Source organism: Pelotomaculum isophthalicicum JI (genome assembly GCF_029478095.1).
In the GTDB taxonomy this organism is placed as follows: domain Bacteria; phylum Bacillota; class Desulfotomaculia; order Desulfotomaculales; family Pelotomaculaceae; genus Pelotomaculum_D; species Pelotomaculum_D isophthalicicum.
The window spans coordinates 65,119-81,295 of the sequence record NZ_JAKOAV010000018.1 but is presented as its reverse complement, the minus strand read 5'-3'; the positions used below and the strand labels follow the sequence as shown (position 1 = coordinate 81,295).

At 46.7% G+C, this 16,177-nt stretch carries 17 protein-coding genes; 11 read left to right on the top strand and 6 right to left on the bottom strand.

Translation table 11 applies throughout. From position 1 onward, the window contains the following. Positions 1-261: 261 nt before the first annotated feature. The 3 genes from L7E55_RS10555 to L7E55_RS10545 form a co-directional block, all read right to left on the bottom strand. The gene (locus L7E55_RS10555; protein WP_277444179.1) at positions 262-486 is read right to left on the bottom strand and encodes a biotin/lipoyl-containing protein; all 225 of its coding nucleotides are present in this window, start codon (positions 484-486) and stop codon (positions 262-264) included. A 991-nt stretch (positions 487-1,477) separates the two neighbouring features. Further along, a complete protein-coding gene (locus L7E55_RS10550) occupies positions 1,478-2,164 on the bottom strand; it encodes a response regulator (protein ID WP_277444178.1) in 687 nt (228 codons plus the stop codon). Beyond that, positions 2,157-4,259 carry an ATP-binding protein gene (locus L7E55_RS10545; protein WP_277444177.1) on the bottom strand — a complete coding sequence of 701 codons (2,103 nt, stop codon included), beginning with the start codon at positions 4,257-4,259 and terminating at the stop codon, positions 2,157-2,159. Before L7E55_RS10545 ends, L7E55_RS10550 begins: the two co-directional genes overlap by 8 nt. Before the next feature lie 356 nt (positions 4,260-4,615). Here L7E55_RS10545 and L7E55_RS10540 point away from each other — a divergent pair, with 356 nt between their 5' ends. From L7E55_RS10540 to L7E55_RS10515, 7 genes are all read left to right on the top strand, one after another. Further along, complete coding sequence (locus L7E55_RS10540) at positions 4,616-4,945, top strand: tetratricopeptide repeat protein (protein ID WP_277444175.1); 330 nt, start codon at positions 4,616-4,618, stop codon at positions 4,943-4,945. Between the two features lie 39 nt (positions 4,946-4,984). Continuing rightward, complete coding sequence (gene kdpF / locus L7E55_RS17740; protein WP_420852035.1) at positions 4,985-5,062, top strand: K(+)-transporting ATPase subunit F; 78 nt, start codon at positions 4,985-4,987, stop codon at positions 5,060-5,062. Then, positions 5,062-5,562: a potassium-transporting ATPase subunit KdpA gene (locus L7E55_RS10535; RefSeq protein ID WP_277444173.1), complete on the top strand. Its 501-nt coding sequence runs from the start codon at positions 5,062-5,064 to the stop codon at positions 5,560-5,562. The genes kdpF and L7E55_RS10535 overlap by 1 nt, the downstream gene beginning before the upstream one ends. A gap of 60 nt (positions 5,563-5,622) precedes the next feature. Further along, a complete protein-coding gene (locus tag L7E55_RS10530; protein ID WP_277444171.1) occupies positions 5,623-6,828 on the top strand; it encodes an RNA-guided endonuclease InsQ/TnpB family protein in 1,206 nt (401 codons plus the stop codon). A 193-nt stretch (positions 6,829-7,021) separates the two neighbouring features. Continuing rightward, a complete protein-coding gene (locus L7E55_RS10525; RefSeq protein WP_277444169.1) occupies positions 7,022-7,186 on the top strand; it encodes a potassium-transporting ATPase subunit C in 165 nt (54 codons plus the stop codon). A 225-nt stretch (positions 7,187-7,411) separates the two neighbouring features. Next, on the top strand, positions 7,412-10,120 hold the full coding sequence (locus L7E55_RS10520) for a sensor histidine kinase (RefSeq protein ID WP_277444168.1): 2,709 nt from the start codon (positions 7,412-7,414) through the stop codon (positions 10,118-10,120). Then, the gene (locus L7E55_RS10515; RefSeq protein ID WP_277444167.1) at positions 10,113-10,799 is read left to right on the top strand and encodes a response regulator; all 687 of its coding nucleotides are present in this window, start codon (positions 10,113-10,115) and stop codon (positions 10,797-10,799) included. The genes L7E55_RS10520 and L7E55_RS10515 overlap by 8 nt, the downstream gene beginning before the upstream one ends. Positions 10,800-10,828: 29 nt before the next feature. Here L7E55_RS10515 and L7E55_RS10510 read toward each other — a convergent pair whose 3' ends face one another. Beyond that, entirely contained in the window at positions 10,829-11,077 is a 249-nt protein-coding gene (locus L7E55_RS10510; RefSeq protein ID WP_277444165.1) for a DUF1294 domain-containing protein, read from the bottom strand. 120 nt (positions 11,078-11,197) lie between these two features. Between L7E55_RS10510 and tatA the strand changes: the two genes are divergently transcribed. After that, complete coding sequence (gene tatA / locus L7E55_RS10505) at positions 11,198-11,416, top strand: twin-arginine translocase TatA/TatE family subunit (RefSeq protein ID WP_277444164.1); 219 nt, start codon at positions 11,198-11,200, stop codon at positions 11,414-11,416. Between the two features lie 93 nt (positions 11,417-11,509). Here tatA and L7E55_RS10500 read toward each other — a convergent pair whose 3' ends face one another. Together L7E55_RS10500 and L7E55_RS10495 are read right to left on the bottom strand one after the other, a co-directional pair. Beyond that, on the bottom strand, positions 11,510-12,370 hold the full coding sequence (locus L7E55_RS10500; protein ID WP_277444163.1) for a DegV family protein: 861 nt from the start codon (positions 12,368-12,370) through the stop codon (positions 11,510-11,512). A gap of 21 nt (positions 12,371-12,391) precedes the next feature. Further along, a complete protein-coding gene (locus L7E55_RS10495) occupies positions 12,392-14,023 on the bottom strand; it encodes a DAK2 domain-containing protein (RefSeq protein WP_277444162.1) in 1,632 nt (543 codons plus the stop codon). A 284-nt stretch (positions 14,024-14,307) separates the two neighbouring features. On the opposite strand from L7E55_RS10495, the gene L7E55_RS10490 reads away from it, so the two are divergent. The 3 genes from L7E55_RS10490 (at position 14,308) to L7E55_RS10480 (ending at position 16,159) form a co-directional block, all read left to right on the top strand. Continuing rightward, the gene (locus tag L7E55_RS10490; RefSeq protein ID WP_277444160.1) at positions 14,308-14,805 is read left to right on the top strand and encodes a YajQ family cyclic di-GMP-binding protein; all 498 of its coding nucleotides are present in this window, start codon (positions 14,308-14,310) and stop codon (positions 14,803-14,805) included. A gap of 185 nt (positions 14,806-14,990) precedes the next feature. Further along, the gene (locus L7E55_RS10485) at positions 14,991-15,674 is read left to right on the top strand and encodes a YggS family pyridoxal phosphate-dependent enzyme (protein ID WP_277444159.1); all 684 of its coding nucleotides are present in this window, start codon (positions 14,991-14,993) and stop codon (positions 15,672-15,674) included. A 38-nt stretch (positions 15,675-15,712) separates the two neighbouring features. Then, positions 15,713-16,159: a cell division protein SepF gene (locus L7E55_RS10480; protein ID WP_277444158.1), complete on the top strand. Its 447-nt coding sequence runs from the start codon at positions 15,713-15,715 to the stop codon at positions 16,157-16,159. Positions 16,160-16,177: the final 18 nt, after the last annotated feature.

Sequence of the window (16,177 nt, the reverse complement as noted above, 5' to 3'; positions counted from 1 at the left end):
TAACTCGACAAGGTGTCCGGATGTTGCCGAAATGCTGTCCGGATAATTCCGTTATGCTGTCCGGATGTTGCCGTTACGCTGTCCGGATGCTACCGGAATGGGTGTCCGGATGCGGCCGAAATATGCACCTGCCACCATTGCGGCGAACATCCGAATTAATTCCATATATCTTTTCCTCCGTTTTAAGTTGTGTGAAGCGGTCCCCATAACCGGTTTTCTGGTTCCGGTAAAGGAGACCGCCATGGAGTATAGGCAACCAGTTTAATTCTCGCTAATAACGACAAGGGTTTCATTGGAATTAACTGTTTGACCTGTAGTCACCGTAATGTCTTTCACGACACCGTCGTATTGTGACAGGATCTGGTTTTGCATCTTCATAGCCTCAACGATGAGAAGGATATCCCCCTTTTTTACTTGGTCGCCGGGCTTCACCTTTACCTCTCCGACTCTGCCAGGGATAGGTGTAACGACGCTTTTTTCTGCCATTTAAAAAAACCCCCTTAATTAAATTGAAATTGATTGTGTATTTAATACTAAATGCAAGATACATGCCACTAAAAAACATTTTTCGCGGAACCCATATTAGATAAAATTTTAGATAAATGTTTATTTGATTAGTAGAAGATGGCTTGGGAGTTGCATTACATATTAGATCGTCACATAACGGCTTAGATATTTATCAGGTAAAAATTTGTGATGATGTTAGGTTGGATTAATAATCTATTTAAAATGTTTATAAAATGCATAAATGCATTAGTAAAAATAACTTAGAATAGGAGCTTGTTCAAACGTTGCACGGTATTAAGAGTATGATATACTTTAGTTGCATATTTGCATTGATTGTTAAATATAAAGCAATTATGCATTATACCATATAAATTATCCAGTATACACGAGAAAAACAGAGTATTATAAAGAAAATATAAAGATGCATTATTGCATCGTCATGGCAACATTAATAATTCGTTGTAGAATTACATTGTTGCGACAGCAAGAAATACCTTAGGGTGTGTTATTAAACCCTTGTTGTACGAGGAGACCAATTTAGGAAGGAGGCTGTATTTTGGTGCAACGCAAACAAGATGCAACATGTCATTATATATTCATAATTGCATCATTACCGATTCTTGTAATTAATTATTTATACTGGAATTATGAAGGCATGCCTATGCCATCTTATCTTTATTAAACGTTAAACCCTGTCAGAGTAAACTCGGACCTTGGGTTCCATCGATATTATAATCCCAATCATAATAAGTATTTTATAAAATAAATGGTGAATTACATAAATTAAATATAAAAATAACGTCTCGTAATATGTACCCAGGTTAAGAGACTTCTGGTTTATGGATGCGGATCCATAAGATAAAAAAACAGCCAATTTCCTGTATGCTACAGAAATGACTGTTTTTTTATATGATAAGGTGCTTCAAAGGTGCTTTAACGCATAAAGGCCGGTGACACATGAATAAATTAGTTATAACAACCTGTATCCAATCCCAGGTTCAGTTATTATGTGGCGTGGACGTGATGGGTCGATTTCAATTTTTTTGCGTAACTGTCCGATAAAAACTCTTAAATACTGGGCGTCATTTAGATAATCAGGACCCCATACGGCACGCAGCAGCTGTTTGTGTGTCAGCACTCTGCCGGCGTAAACGGCTAAGTTTTTCAATATATCATATTCTGTCGGCGTAAGTTTGATTTCTTTCTCCCCGACAGTCACGATGCGGCGGGGTATATCAACAACCAACTCATCAAAATAAAATACCGGTTCGTCGTCCGCACCCGACGCATGCCGCATGGCCGCTCTAATTCTAGCTAGCAGTTCCCCCATGCCGAAAGGCTTAGTTACATAATCATCCGCCCCGGAATCAAGGGCGGCTATTTTATCGCTTTCTTGTTCCCGTACAGAAATAATAATAATAGGGGTACTAGACCATTCACGCAATTTTTTTACTACTTCAATACCGTCCATGTCGGGCAAACCTAGATCAAGAATAATTAAATCCGGTTTACAATATAGAATTTTACTTATCCCTTCACGCCCATCGACGGCTTCCTCAACCTTATAGCCGTGTTCGGACAAAGTTACCTTTAATAGCTGGCGAATCTGCTTTTCATCATCTATAACAAGTATGTGTGTTCCGCTAATATTATCCATTTTTATCCCCTTTTTCCTGCATTACTTGCCCCTCAACTTCTAAAGGTAAACTAATCATAATGACTACTCCTCCAGCTGGATTATTGGATGCCTTTATACTTCCGCCGTGGGCTTCAATAAAACCTTTGCTGATGGCTAACCCCAACCCGGTGCCACTGACCTGGCGAGGTGAATGTAGCCGGTAAAATTTATCGAAAATCCTCTCCAAGTCTCCGGGAGGAATATTCGGTCCACGGTTAGCTACTGATATGACTATATTATCATTAGCAGCGCGAGCGGAAATAGAGATTTCACTTCCCGCATCCGAATACTTCAGCGCATTATCCAATAAATTAACCATGACCTGCTCGAGTAAAACAAAATCAGCTTTCACCAGTGGCAGGTCTGGTTGTATTTCTATTTTTAGGGGACGATTGTTCAACGGTTCACCTATGCGGCTAACCGACACACCAATAACGTCTTGAATATCACACCACTCTTTGTTTAATTTGAGCATACTACTTTCCAACCGGGCCATATTCAATAGATTTCCGACAAACCTATTCATACGCGTGGCGCCCTGCTGAATAGTTTGCAAAAGGTCATAACGGGCAGCGGGACTATATACATTTTCATGTTCCAACAGACCTGTTACCGCGCCGATAATTGAAGCCAGGGGAGTACGCAAATCATGGGACAGGGAATCAAACAGGGCGACTCGCAGGTGTTCCGATTCAGCCAGCAAATGTGCCTCTCTAGCTTGTTCAGCCAATTGAGCCCTGGCGACTGCCACAGCCGCCAGGCCGGCAAAAGCTTCCAGTAGACGCCGCTGTTCCGGCTGCAGATACTTCTCAAATCTATTTGTTATTATCCCCAGAGTACCTTTCGTGCCCTGCGCGGTTTGCAAAGGCAGGTACAAACCGTTTACAGCGCTTAGATTGCTCGTGCCTCTGCCTGCCACTTCACCGTGTTCATAAGCCCAGGTTGCCGCCACCCGCTCACTGTCATTAAAAAAACTTCCGTCCTGGTTACCCGAGCAGGCTTGCTGTTCAAGTTTTCCTTCTTTATTAGGCAGCAGCACAACTACCTGACCTTCCACAGACTCGGCTACCTTGCGGGCTACACTTTCTAAAACCTGTCGCAGATCAGCCACCGCGGCAATTTCACGGCTTAAGGCATACAGCGCCGCCGTCCTGGTTTCCCGCTGCCTGGCGTTGGTTATCTGATGACGCAGCCGGGCGGAGAGAGTTCCGGTAAGCAGCGCTACCAACAGGAATATTGAAAGACTAATCAGCAAATTGCCAGTAAAGCTGTAAGTGGGAGGCGCGAAATAATAGTCAAAAATTAGAGCGCTTGCAGCTGCCGCGATCACTGCCGGCCCCGTGCCCCACCAGACAGCGCTAAAGAGCACGGGCAAGAGGTAAATCATGGCAATATTAACGAGTGTAAGATACGGGGGCACCAAGTCTACCAGCACCGTGACTAGAAGCATGAACAATAATGACCCTGCGTAGGAATATGCAGGGAAAGGCCGCCGTTTGGGCCTTGCTATAATCTTTTCCTGTTCTTTATTCGCTTTTCCCGATAGAACGTAAATACCGATACCTTGGCTGTGGCGAATGATCCTGTCTACTATTGACCCCATCGCCAAATCGAACATTTTGCCATGTAATGGTTTTCCGACAACAATCTGTGACACATTTCGCTTCCTGGCCAGTTCCAGGAGTTCTTCCGCAACATCATTACCGGTTAAGCTGATGGTTTCAGCTCCAAGTTCCTCAGCAAGGTGCTTGTTTCTTGCCAGACGGTCTTTTTCTGCCTCACTTATGGGAAGCCGGCGGGGCGTTTCCACGTTGACAGCCAGCCATTCAGCCTTCAAACCTTCAGCCATGCGTCTGGCGCTGCGGATCAGCTGGGCTGAAAAGGGGCTCGAACTGATGCAGACCATAATCCGCTCCACAGCCACACCTTCGGCCAGCCGCTTCTGGGTGGTTTCCAACATTTCGTAAGTCTTGCCCACTCCGGCCGCCGTGCCAAGAAACACAGTCAGTTTACCATGCTCGTCACTAGTCAAGTTGTCCTGTAAGGCCTCTGGATCGGCGCGCTTTTCTTTCATCTACACATCACCCGTTAGGCTAATATCACCAAAATAATAAGCCAGTTGGCTATCTGGCTGTGGTTCAAAGATTTCCTAGTAACTTACAAGATGAATCCAAATTATACTGATAAAACCTGTTCTAGTTATCACATGAGGAACGTTTTTTTTTATATGATTTCGCCTTTTATTTATACTAAATTTACTTGAGTGTTGCTAGAATGGAGCAATCGGGGAGTCATAATTGATTTTATTGTAACGAGTCAGAGTTCTGTTGTACCTGACTTTTTGTCTGCAACCGGGTAGATTACCTAATCCGACTAATCTATTGGGATTGTTTCACAGTCAAAAATTTCAAAATAAAGGAGCTGAAAGATATGGATTCAGCTACATTAAGGAATCAGTTGGAGCAGGTAGGGATTCTAATCAGTGAAAAAAATTTGGATGCCGCTCACAAGTTACTAAAGAAAATTATTGGAGCAGAGCCTGAAAGTCCGCGGGCTTTTAATTTATTGGGAGTGATGCATGAAAAGCAGGGTAATTTTGATGCGGCGAGGCGTATGTACCGTGTGGCTTTAACAAAGGAACCCGCTTATTATTCCGCTCAAAACAATCTTCACCGCTTGGTGCAAATGACACTCCCTATCAGCGAACCTGACTTGGATATTGAGATTGAAAACGACTACCTTGGAGAAAATAAACTTTAGTGCGAAAACAACAAATTGGAGGTCTTCACGGTGGCGGATATGATTCTGGGGGGGCTGGTTACGGCAGGGTTGCTGTTTTACCTTTGTTATTCTTTGATTAGGGCGGAGGATTTGTAATGACAGCTTCAGATCTCGTTCAACTTCTATTATATCTTGTTTTGCTTGTAGTGCTTGCCGTTCCCATGGGACGCTATATGTTCAAGGTTTTTACCGGTGAGCGCACTCTGCTGGACCGGGCTTTGCTTCCTATGGAAAAGCTTGCTTACCGGCTGGCGGGGATCGACGCGCAAAAAGAAATGGGATGGCGCGAGTATGCCTTCACGCTGCTAATTTTCAACCTGCTGGGAATAGTATTTGTTTTCTTGTTGCAGCTCTTGCAAGGATACCTGCCCTTTAACCCCCAGCATTTCGGAGCAGTAAAGCCGGATCGGGCTTTGAACACGGCTGTCAGCTTTGTGACCAACACCAACTGGCAATCGTACGGCGGCGAATCAACAATGAGCTACTTAACCCAAATGGCTGCTTTGACAGTGCAAAACTTCCTTTCCGCCGCCACAGGCATAGCTGTCGGGGGAAAATGCTGGTTACTATTCGAGAACACATGTTCTCATTGTTAATATTTTGTGTTAAAATGAAAGTAATCTAAACACACGATGCGAGAAAAGAGGTGAAAAAAGATGATTCGCGTTCTTAAGACCACTTTCCGAACATCAAAGCACGAACTAGACAGATTGTTTGCCTGCAACCGCGAATCAGCAAGAGCATGGAATGACTGCCTTAGCTATGCCAAGGAATACCACAAAACCAACGGAAAATGGATTAGTAAAACCGACTTACAGAAACTTACCAAGGGCCGGTATCATCTGCACAGCCAGAGTATCCAAGCCGTACAGGAACGCTACCTGGATGCCCGAACCAATGCCTATAGGGCCAAACAAACCGGATATGGGCATATACACTATCCATGGCGGCAGAAAAAGAATTACCCGACATGGTGGAAAAAAGACGGTTTTACCATTCAGCCTAACGGCAAGATCGAGCTATCAATGGGTATCCATAACGGCAAACGGGAGAAACCCATCATTGTGCACATCCACCGCATCCCGCCTGGAAAAATAAAAGAAATTGAACTTGTTTGGGATCGCAAGCTAATGTTGGCAATGAGCTATGACGATGGTGCTAAGCCCCAAGAAAACCCAAATCAAAGTATTGCCGCCATCGATATGGGCGAGATTCATGGGATTGCCGCTGTAGCTGACATAGGAGAAGCATTGCTCATCACATCCCGGAAACTGCGCAGCGTCAAACGGCTTCGCAATAAAAAACTCAAAGAACTGCACCAAAGACAGAGCCATTGTAAAAAAGACAGCCGGAAGTGGAAGAAATACACATGTGCTATTGCTCGCATTGGCAGCAAGACAGACAATCAACAGAGGGACATATTGCACAAGATGAGCCGCAAATTTGCTACCTGGGCCAACGGTCATGGCGTCAAAACAGTCGTCATCGGCGACGTGGAAGGTGTACAAAAAAACACATCCAGATGTAAGAAAAACAACAATGTGCAGAAGCGTCGTTCTCGCAACTTAAACCAAAAACTGAGCCAATGGCCGTTTGGGTTGTTACTGGCATATCTTACATACAAGCTGGCAGCCCTTGGCATCGACCTGAATAAGATTGATGAGAGTTACACAACACAGACATGCCCTGTCTGTGGCCGCAAGAAGAAGCCTTCCGGTAGGATATATCAGTGCCATTGCGGTTACACTTGCCATCGGGATGTGCATGGTGCAAAGAATATCTACGCTAAGTTTAAATACGGCGAAATTCGCACACTCGATTGGAGCGTCGAAAAAATCATGTATCTACGGCCTGCTTCGTGAGGAGCAGAAAGTAGTAGATGCCCTGAACCGGGCCGATGGGGGGTAAAAGCCGTACCATTGTTGTCGGGAGAATCGGCAGGAAGGAAAGCATCCTTCGTAGATGAGGCTACCTGAACAAGTTGTCGCCAGGAATTCTTGTCGTTATGTTCCCTGAAACCCATGCTTCTATAAGCGGGGGAGGTTCACGACACTATTGACAGGGATCGTCTACCCTTTAACGGTTACCGGCCTGGCTCAAGTTTTTTTTCCTCACCAGGCTAACGGATCTGTGATTTACCATGATGGCGAGCCGGTAGGCTCGGCTTTGATCGGGCAGAATTTCATGCAACCGGAATATTTTCATGGGTATATTGGGTGAACCAAGGGTGAATGTATTACTGCTCAACTTTGCTTTAGACAAAATGAGTAAATAGCTGACAGTTACTAATTAGAATTCAGTAGGGATTTTTTGCATTCCTTTAGGTTTTAAATTATTATCATTTCATCCATCTGATGTTGAAGCGAAGCTTCACAGACGTCAAACTACTGACTACTGACCATGTTATCCGGGTATATATCAATAAAGCAATACAGGTGGTAGCGAATGGTGAAAGAAAAGCGTGCCGACCCCGACGCCCTACTGGCCAGCTTGACTGATGACAAGCAGGGGAAGCTGACTGTGTTTCTCGGCGCGGCGGCCGGAGTGGGAAAGACTTACGATATGCTGGGAGCCGCCCTGGAACGGCTGGCCGAAGGTGTGGATGTGGTGATCGGCTGGGTGGAGACGCACGGTAGGGTAGAAACTGAGAACCTTTTGAAAAGCCTTCCGGCTGTTCCGCCCCGCCGCCTGCAATACCGGGGCAAAGAGTTTAGCGAAATGGACCTGGACGCTCTGCTGACCCGGCGTCCGCAACTGGCTCTTGTCGACGAGCTGGCCCACACAAATGTACCCGGTTCCCGGCACACCCGGCGCTACCAGGATGTCGAGGAATTACTGGCAGCCGGCATTAACGTTTATACCACGTTAAATATACAGCATCTTGAAACGTTAAATGACATTGTGGCACAAGTGACCGGTGTGACAGTGCGGGAAACCGTGCCCGACAGGATCCTGGAAAAGGCCGCTCAAATACATCTGGTTGACATTCCAGCGGAGGAGTTAATCCAGCGGTTAAAGGAAGGCAAGGTTTATGTGCCTGGCCAGGCTGAACACGCTTTGCGGAAATTTTTCCGCCCGGGAAATATCAACGCCCTGCGTGAACTGGCCTTGCGCTACACCGCGAAAATAGTGGACCGTCAGGTCGAATCCTACATGCGGGTGCACGGTATCCCGGGGCCCTGGCCTACCGGGGAGCGGATCATGGTATGTATCAGTCCGAGCCCCTTTTCGGCCCAGTTAATCCGCACCGCCAGGCGCATGGCTGAAGGTTTAAAGGCCGAATGGCTGGCCGTCAACGTGGAAACACCCCGGCGGCTACCCGCGAGTGAGGCGGAAAAGGACCGCCTATCAAGAAACAAGCGCCTTGCCGAGGAACTCGGGGCAGAAACCATCAGCTTGACTGGTAATGACGTGGCGGAAGAACTCCTGGAACTGGCCAGAAAGCGAAATGTGTCTCAAATTGTTATTGGAAAACCATTGCATAGCAGATTTTGGGATTGGATGAATGGGTCAATAGTGGACAGGGTCATTCGCCACAGCCAGGGTATCAGTATTCACGTTCTTCCGGGAAAAGCGAAACAAGAACAGGAAAAGGTAACGGCCAAAACGGAACGGCGGCCTTTCCCGGTGTATCCCTACGCGGGGTCATTGTTGATTATGCTTCTCGTTACCGCCGTGGCGGGCCTGGCGTCCTCTTATCTCACGCTTGTCAACATCGCCATGATTTATCTTCTGCCTGTACTCATGAGCGCCGTCAGGTGGGGCACGGGGCCGGCAGTGACTGCGGCGGCTGCAGGCGCTTTAATTTTTGACTATTTTTTCGTGCCACCTACCCACAGCTTTACGGTAGGTGATTTACGTTACCTGATTAGTTTTTCAATATTCCTTTTGGTGGCGCTGCTCACCGGAACTCTTTCCGCCCGGCTGCGGCAGCAGATAACCAACGCCAGACAGCGGGAAACCAGGACGGCGGCGCTGTATGCTTTGAGCCGTGAAATTGCCGCGGTGGCTGAACTTCGGCAGGTTTTAGAGAGTGTGGCCCGTAAAGTCGCCGAGTCGGTGGAAGGCCAGGTGGTTGTGCTGCTGCCTGATAAAGACGGAAAGCTTGAACAGCAAGCTTGCTCAAGTAATCAAGAGGGAAGTTTTTTAAATGAAAGTGAGCGGGCGGCGGCAACCTGGGCTTTTGAACACGGTGAAGTGACCGGCAGAGGCACGGACAATCTAGGTGGCGTAAACGGGTTATATTTACCTTTGCGAACAGAACAGAGTACAAGAGGTGTTCTGGGGATAAAAATAGAAAGCGTTGAGAAGTATCTGCAGCCGGAACAACGGCGTTTATTGGAAGCTTTTGCCGGTTTAGCGGCAGTGGCTATCGCCAGAGTCCAATTGATTGAACAGGCCAGGGAAGCACATTTGCTGGCTGAATCGGAACGCCTGCGGGTTGCCCTGTTTGATTCCCTGTCCCACGATTTGCGTACTCCACTGGCTTCAATTATCGGCGCGGTGACAGGACTGCTGGAACACGAAAATATATACAGCCCCGCCGCCCGCCATGACCTCCTGCAGACCATTCAGCAGGGCGCCACGCGCATGAACAGGTTTGTAGGCAATCTTTTAGACATGGCCCGGCTGGAAAGCGGCATGCTCAAGTTAAACAAAGAATGGTGCGATATTCAAGATATTATCGGCGTGGCGGTAAGCCATGTGGGTGAACCGCTGAACAGCCGTCCCTTAAAAATTGAACTGCAACCGGACCTGCCGCTGGTGAAGGCTGATTATGTTTTGCTTGAGCAGGTCATGGTTAATCTATTGGATAATGCGCTGAAGTATTCGGATGCGGGAAGTGAAATCGCTATTGACGCCCGTGAATCTGATCAGAATGTGATCATATCAGTGACTGACCGCGGACCCAATATTCCTCCCGAAGATCTGGAGAGGATTTTTGATAAATTCTACCGGCTCCATTCACCCCGCCAAGTAAGCGGGACCGGATTGGGGCTGGCCATCAGCAAAGGTTTTATTGAGGCTCATGGCGGAAGTATCGGGGCTTCCAATAACCCCGCCGGAGGAGTAGTCATTACGATCATTTTGCCTTCAGACGCTGATGGGCAAGAAGAAACGCTTGATGCGGGAAAAGGTGATAACAATGGATAATAGAAGCGGAACGCGCATCCTTGTTATTGACGACGAAAAGCAGATTCGCCGGCTTTTAAAGGTAACTTTGTCCGAACACGATTATGAAGTTGAAGAGGCCGTCGACGGGCGGGAAGGGATAAATAAGGTTTTATACTGTAAGCCGGATTTGATTATCCTGGATTTAGGCTTGCCAGACTTGGACGGCATCGAAGTGGTAAAAAAATTGCGTGAATGGTCTGGCACTCCAATTATTATCATATCTGTACGGGAGCAGGAAAATGACAAAATAGCAGCGCTTGACGCCGGGGCGGATGACTATGTAACCAAACCTTTCGGCATGGGTGAACTGCTGGCTAGAATCAGGGCGGCCATGCGACATGCGTCGGGCGCCGGTGATGAACCGGTAATGAATTTTGACGAATTGGCCGTTGATATAGCCCACCGCCGGGTTACTGTCGGGGAAAAAGAAATCAAACTGACGCCGACGGAATATGAAATATTAAAAAATTTAGCTGTTTGCGCCGGCAAAGTGCTTACCCATAAACAGTTGCTGCGTGCTGTTTGGGGTCCCGCTTATCAAAATGATGCTCAGTATTTAAGAGTTTATGTTGGACAGTTGCGCAGAAAAATTGAAGTTGACCCTTCACGCCCGCGTCATATTATCACCGAGCCAGGTGTGGGATACAGGTTGTTATAGACTCGAAAAGGAGCCGATGCGAATATTTGCTAACGAAAAGTTCTAAACAAAATAATCTGCCCAATTATTATTACAGGGATGCCGATGGTAAACCTTAAATGCTGTGTTTTATGTTTAAATAACTGCATTCCCATAAATACGCCAAAGGCGCCGCCGGCCAGGGCAATCAAAAAGAGCCTGCTCTCAGGAATTCTGTATTTGCCTTTTTTAGCCAAAACTTTATCATACCATACGGCAATCAACCCAGTCGTATTAATAAGCAACAGATAAATTAGCAAGGTTGACCTCTCCTTATGCCGGCAAGCTTTTATCACTGTCAAAAAATAAGCGTCGCCACTTTATAAAGATATGATACAATTATATCAGCGCCAAAATAAGTCGTGAGAGGGAGGACAAGTATGTTTTCTGGATTATTGCAGCCCATGCATATTATTCTTATATTAATAATCGTTTTAATTATTTTCGGCCCCGGCAAGTTGCCTGACGCCGGTAAAGCGCTGGGCAGGTCAATACGTGAATTTCGGCGGGCAACAAGCGCCAGTTTTGAAAATGAACAAGAAGAAGCTAAAAAATCACAAAGCCAGTCATCCCACGCGCAAACCCAGGAATCAGAGTAACTTCAGTCAACATGATTTTACTTTCATAATAGTATTGGCAAAAACCTTACCAGTGAGCAGGTAAGGTTTTTCGCATTACGAAGATTCCGATGATCATCCCGCCTGGTTATCGTATACGTAAAATATGATCCCAAGCACCCCAGGCCCCACATGAGTGCCTATCACCGCGCCGAGACCGGTGACGACAGGTTCGTCACAGTCCAGCTTTGCCGTTATTTTTTGCCGTAATTGCTCTACTCCCGCCGGGTCATTGCCATGGACGAGAGAACATTTGATCTTATGCTTTCCGGCTGTTTCTTCAACTATTTCCACTAACCGGTCAATCGCGCGTGTTTTGCCCCTGACCTTTTCGTAAGGATTAACAATACCTTCTTTTAGATATAACAGGGGCTTTATATTCAAAATAGTGCCCAGAAAAGCCTGCGCCTTGCCGATCCGGCCGCCGCGAACCAGGTAATCGAGGCTGTCGACAATAAATAATATCTGTATTTTGGGGAGAAGCGCATTTATTAATTCAAGTATCTCCGCCTTGGATTTGCCGGCCCGGGCGGCAGCGGCTGCTTCAAGGACAACCAGTCCCAGTCCCATACTGGCCTGTTTTGAGTCGATTACTTCAATATCAACCCCGGGAACCATGTCCTTTGCCATTCGAGCTGATTGGCAGGTGCCGCTCAGGGTTGAAGATAAGTGAATAGATATAATCTTGCCGCCTTCCGCGGACAGTTTGCTATAGGCGGCGGCGAACTCAGCCGGGGTGGGCTGGGAAGTAGCCGACATCTCCCGGTTTTCTACCAGGCGGCGGTAAAATTGGACGGTATCGATATCCACACCGTCCAATAATGGTTCGTACCCGCTGAATATTACTTTTAGCGGTATCACAGTAATTCCGTATTCGTCAACAAGCTCCAATGGTAAATCTGCGGTGCTGTCGGTTACAATATGAACTTTATTCATTGGACCACCTTTCGAAAAACCTCACTCTACCGATATAATCAAATCATATACCGGCTGGCCGCCGTCTTGAATTTCGAAATCCTGGCTGGCGAATTTCTGCCGCGCTCTTTCTGTTATCTCTTCAGCATATCCGGGGGTAACTTTCTCACCGTAGTAAATAGTAACCAGACGGCCTTCGCCTTCGATTAATTCTTTCAGGAGATCTTCGAGTACGCCGGTTAGTTCTTTCCCCGCGCTGATCAGATCCCCGTCGGCAAGACCGATAATATCTCCTTTTTTAATACGCAAGTTTTTGTATTCAGTGTCACGCACCGCGGTTGTGATTTCACCGGATCGAACTGAGGCCAACGCTCTGGCCATTTTACGTCCGGTTGTTTCAAAGTCGTCCTCCGGGTTCAAGGTGAGGAGAGCGGCAAGCCCCTGAGGAATACTTTTTGAAGGAATAACTGTCACTTCCTTTTGAGATAGCTTGCCGGCCTGCTCAGCCGTCAGAATAATGTTTTTGTTGTTTGGCAGAATGATTAACCGCTTGGACGGCAATTCATCAATAGCTTTGAGGATACCGCCGGTACTGGGGTTTAAAGTTTGCCCGCCGGAAACCACGGCGTCGGCGCCCAGATTTTTCATTATTTCCGTAATCCCTTCACCGGCCCCCACTGAAATAATGCCAAGCGGTTTGCTTGTGCCGGTGCGTTCAGCCGCGGTAAGCAGTTCCTGGTTCTGATCGGCCATATTGTTTATTTTCAAGTCGTGCAGTGTCCCGTGCTTAAGGCAGTGCTCAATGACCAGACCGGGGTTGTTGGAGTGAATATGTACCTTCACGACGCCTTCCCCGCCGACCACCATAAGGCTGTCGCCGAAAGGAGACAGTGCCGCGCGCATATTTTCTACAGGCAGGTTAGACCCCTTGACCAGTAGTTCGGTACAGTATGTGTAATTGATTGCACCGGCGTTTTCCTGGAAAACCGGCTGATTTTTTACGGTCGTTTCTCGGGTAAGAACCATCACCGGGGTTTCTGACGATGTTTTGGCGACCGGTGAGGCCGCTCTGAGAGCGCGCAGGAAGCCCTCCAATATAACTACAAAGCCCCTGCCGCCGGCGTCAACCACACCTGAGCGTTTTAGCGCCGGAAGCAAATCCGGGGTTTCTTGCAAAGCGTCGAATGCTTTTTTAAAAACGGTAACCATCAGTCTTAGTAAATCGCCGCTCTGCCGGGCGGCCGCGCCTTCGGCAGACTTTCTCACAACAGTGAGAATCGTACCTTCAACAGGGCTCATCACGGTACGGTAGGCTACCTTCGCGCCTTCTTCCAGGGCTGTGCTAATATCGGGAGCGGTTGCTCTTTCAATGCCGCTGAGGGAACGGGCGAAACCGTGCAATATTTGGGAAAGGATTACTCCGGAGTTGCCCCTGGCGCCGATTAAACCGCCACGTGCCGCCGCCCCCGCCACCAAACCGATATGGTTCGAATTAACTGATTCAGCTTCTTTCACCGCGGACACCAGGGTTTGGAACATGTTGGTGCCGGTGTCACCGTCCGGTACTGGAAAAACATTTAAAGCATCTATTTCTTCTTTGGACTGTCCCAGGAGTTCAACCGCCCCCCGGAGCATCATCTTCAGATCAACGCCGTCAAATGAGTAGATCGCCAATACTTTCTCCCACTTTGATTGAATTTTTGTAACTGCTCAGTAGTCAGGAGCCAGTAGTCAGTAGTCAGAATAAGAGAATGGTTTATCGTCTCGAAATATTCTGAATTCTGACTCCTGAATTCTAAATACCTTAATAGTAATATTAGTTTCGACATTCCAGGATATTTTCCTTTAGTGTAAAGAACATATAACAATCATTAATGATAATAGATGCCTTTGACAATTTTCATGGTAAATTGTACATTATATATAAAAAGATATAAATAAGAGATCAGGTGTTTTTTATGGCAAAGGAAAATTCTTTTGATATTGTATCACAAGTGGATATGCAGGAAGTAAATAACGCTGTGGACCAAGCCATTAGAGAATTACGAACCAGGTTTGATTTCAAGGGCAGCAGAAGTGATATTAATTATGATGGGGAAACGATTATTCTCACAGGTGATGATGAATTTAAACTGAAAAATGTAGTTGATATTCTGGAAACAAAACTGGTGAAGCGTGGTGTTAACTTGAAAGCCCTGAGATACGGCAAAATAGAACCTGCCGCCAAAGATACCGTTCGCCGGCGGGTTACCCTGGTTCAGGGACTGGATAAAGAGAAAGCCAAAGTTATCACCAAACTGGTCAAAGACAGCAGGCTTAAGGTACAGGCCACAGTACAGGGAGATCAAGTAAGGATCAGTGGGAAAAACCGTGATGACTTGCAAGCTGTAATGCAGAAAATCAAAGAACACGAATTTGATATCCCGATTCAATTTGTCAATTACCGGTCGTTTTAGCATTGTGAATGCAGGTATGTTGCTATAAATATTTTTTTTGTAAAACAGCTTATAAAGCTTTTTTACGCAGGAATTGGCTGGTTGCCGTCGAATTAAAGCCATTTAATAGTAAGACCGGCAACATGTTGAATAACAAGTTCTGCTAGGAGAAGAAGAAACCGGGTGGAGCAAAGGAGTGTGTCGGTTTGAGCGTTCTGGATAATCTGCACCGGGTACGGGAACGAATTGACGCTGCCGCCCGCCGGGCCGGACGCAGGCCGGAGGAAATCAAACTGGTGGCGGTTACTAAAACGGTGCCACCGGAAATAATCAGACAGGCGGTAAAAGGTGGAGTAAGCAGACTTGGTGAAAACAGGGTACAGGAGTTGTTAAAAAAGTATAACGACGTTCCGCCAGGGTTGGAATGGCACTTAATCGGCCATTTGCAGACAAATAAAGTAAACAAAATCATCGGTAAAGTTGCTTTGATTCATTCACTGGACAGCTGGCGCCTGGCGGAAGAGATTAGCCGGGTGGCTAGCGGCGCCAATGCGGTGGCCAGTGTGCTGGTGCAGGTAAATGTAGCGGGTGAAGTAACCAAGTATGGGATTTTGCCGTCAGAAGCGGAGGATTTCGTTGAGGCTGCAGCGCGTTTGCCGGGCTTGAATGTGCGGGGTTTGATGACTATCGCGCCGTGGACCAGCGAACCTGAAGAAGTGAGACCGGTGTTCAGGCAACTAAAGGATTTAGCAATGCGTTTAATGAATAATAAAGCGGGGGCAACCATGGAATATCTTTCCATGGGTATGAGCGGTGATTTTGAGGTGGCTGTGGAAGAAGGCGCCAATATCTTGCGAATTGGGACGGCTATATTTGGCGGGAGGCAATAATAACCCGCAAATAATATTTTATATTTAGGAGGATAAAAATGGCTGCTAAACTGATGGACAAGGTTCTTAGCTTTATGGGTTTTGAGGAAGACGTCGAAGAAGAAGAAAAGCGTGACCGCGAAGAGGTACGTGAAGAGCATCCCTGGCAAAAAAAGAAGGAGAAGGAAAAGGCCACGGTATTTAACCTGCATTCTCAGAGGCAGGTACACGTGGTTGTGGTTGAACCCAGGTCATTTGACGAAGTGCAGGGAATTACCGATAATTTGAAAAACCGTTGTCCGGTTATTGTAAACCTGGAACAGGCTGAGTCTGATCTAGCCAAACGGGTTGTCGATTTCGTCAGTGGCGCTACTTACGCGTTAAATGGGAGCTTGCAGAAAGTGGGAAACGGTATTTTTCTTTTTGTGCCCAACAATATGGACATAAACAGTGAGCTGAAAAGCGAAAGCAAAGAAAAGGGACTGTTCCCTTGGATTCGTTCATAAATAATATAAGGGGATGAC

What these genes read in the sequence shown, in the direction of transcription:
- L7E55_RS10555 (WP_277444179.1), bottom strand. Translation starts at nt 486, where the DNA reads ATGGCAGAAAAAAGCGTCGTTACACCTATCCCTGGCAGAGTCGGAGAG.
- L7E55_RS10550 (WP_277444178.1), bottom strand. Translation starts at nt 2,164, where the DNA reads ATGGATAATATTAGCGGAACACACATACTTGTTATAGATGATGAAAAG.
- L7E55_RS10545 (WP_277444177.1), bottom strand. Translation starts at nt 4,259, where the DNA reads ATGAAAGAAAAGCGCGCCGATCCAGAGGCCTTACAGGACAACTTGACT.
- L7E55_RS10540 (WP_277444175.1), top strand. Translation starts at nt 4,616, where the DNA reads ATGGATTCAGCTACATTAAGGAATCAGTTGGAGCAGGTAGGGATTCTA.
- kdpF (WP_420852035.1), top strand. Translation starts at nt 4,985, where the DNA reads ATGATTCTGGGGGGGCTGGTTACGGCAGGGTTGCTGTTTTACCTTTGT.
- L7E55_RS10535 (WP_277444173.1), top strand. Translation starts at nt 5,062, where the DNA reads ATGACAGCTTCAGATCTCGTTCAACTTCTATTATATCTTGTTTTGCTT.
- L7E55_RS10530 (WP_277444171.1), top strand. Translation starts at nt 5,623, where the DNA reads ATGATTCGCGTTCTTAAGACCACTTTCCGAACATCAAAGCACGAACTA.
- L7E55_RS10520 (WP_277444168.1), top strand. Translation starts at nt 7,412, where the DNA reads ATGGTGAAAGAAAAGCGTGCCGACCCCGACGCCCTACTGGCCAGCTTG.
- L7E55_RS10515 (WP_277444167.1), top strand. Translation starts at nt 10,113, where the DNA reads ATGGATAATAGAAGCGGAACGCGCATCCTTGTTATTGACGACGAAAAG.
- tatA (WP_277444164.1), top strand. Translation starts at nt 11,198, where the DNA reads ATGTTTTCTGGATTATTGCAGCCCATGCATATTATTCTTATATTAATA.
- L7E55_RS10500 (WP_277444163.1), bottom strand. Translation starts at nt 12,370, where the DNA reads ATGAATAAAGTTCATATTGTAACCGACAGCACCGCAGATTTACCATTG.
- L7E55_RS10490 (WP_277444160.1), top strand. Translation starts at nt 14,308, where the DNA reads ATGGCAAAGGAAAATTCTTTTGATATTGTATCACAAGTGGATATGCAG.
- L7E55_RS10480 (WP_277444158.1), top strand. Translation starts at nt 15,713, where the DNA reads ATGGCTGCTAAACTGATGGACAAGGTTCTTAGCTTTATGGGTTTTGAG.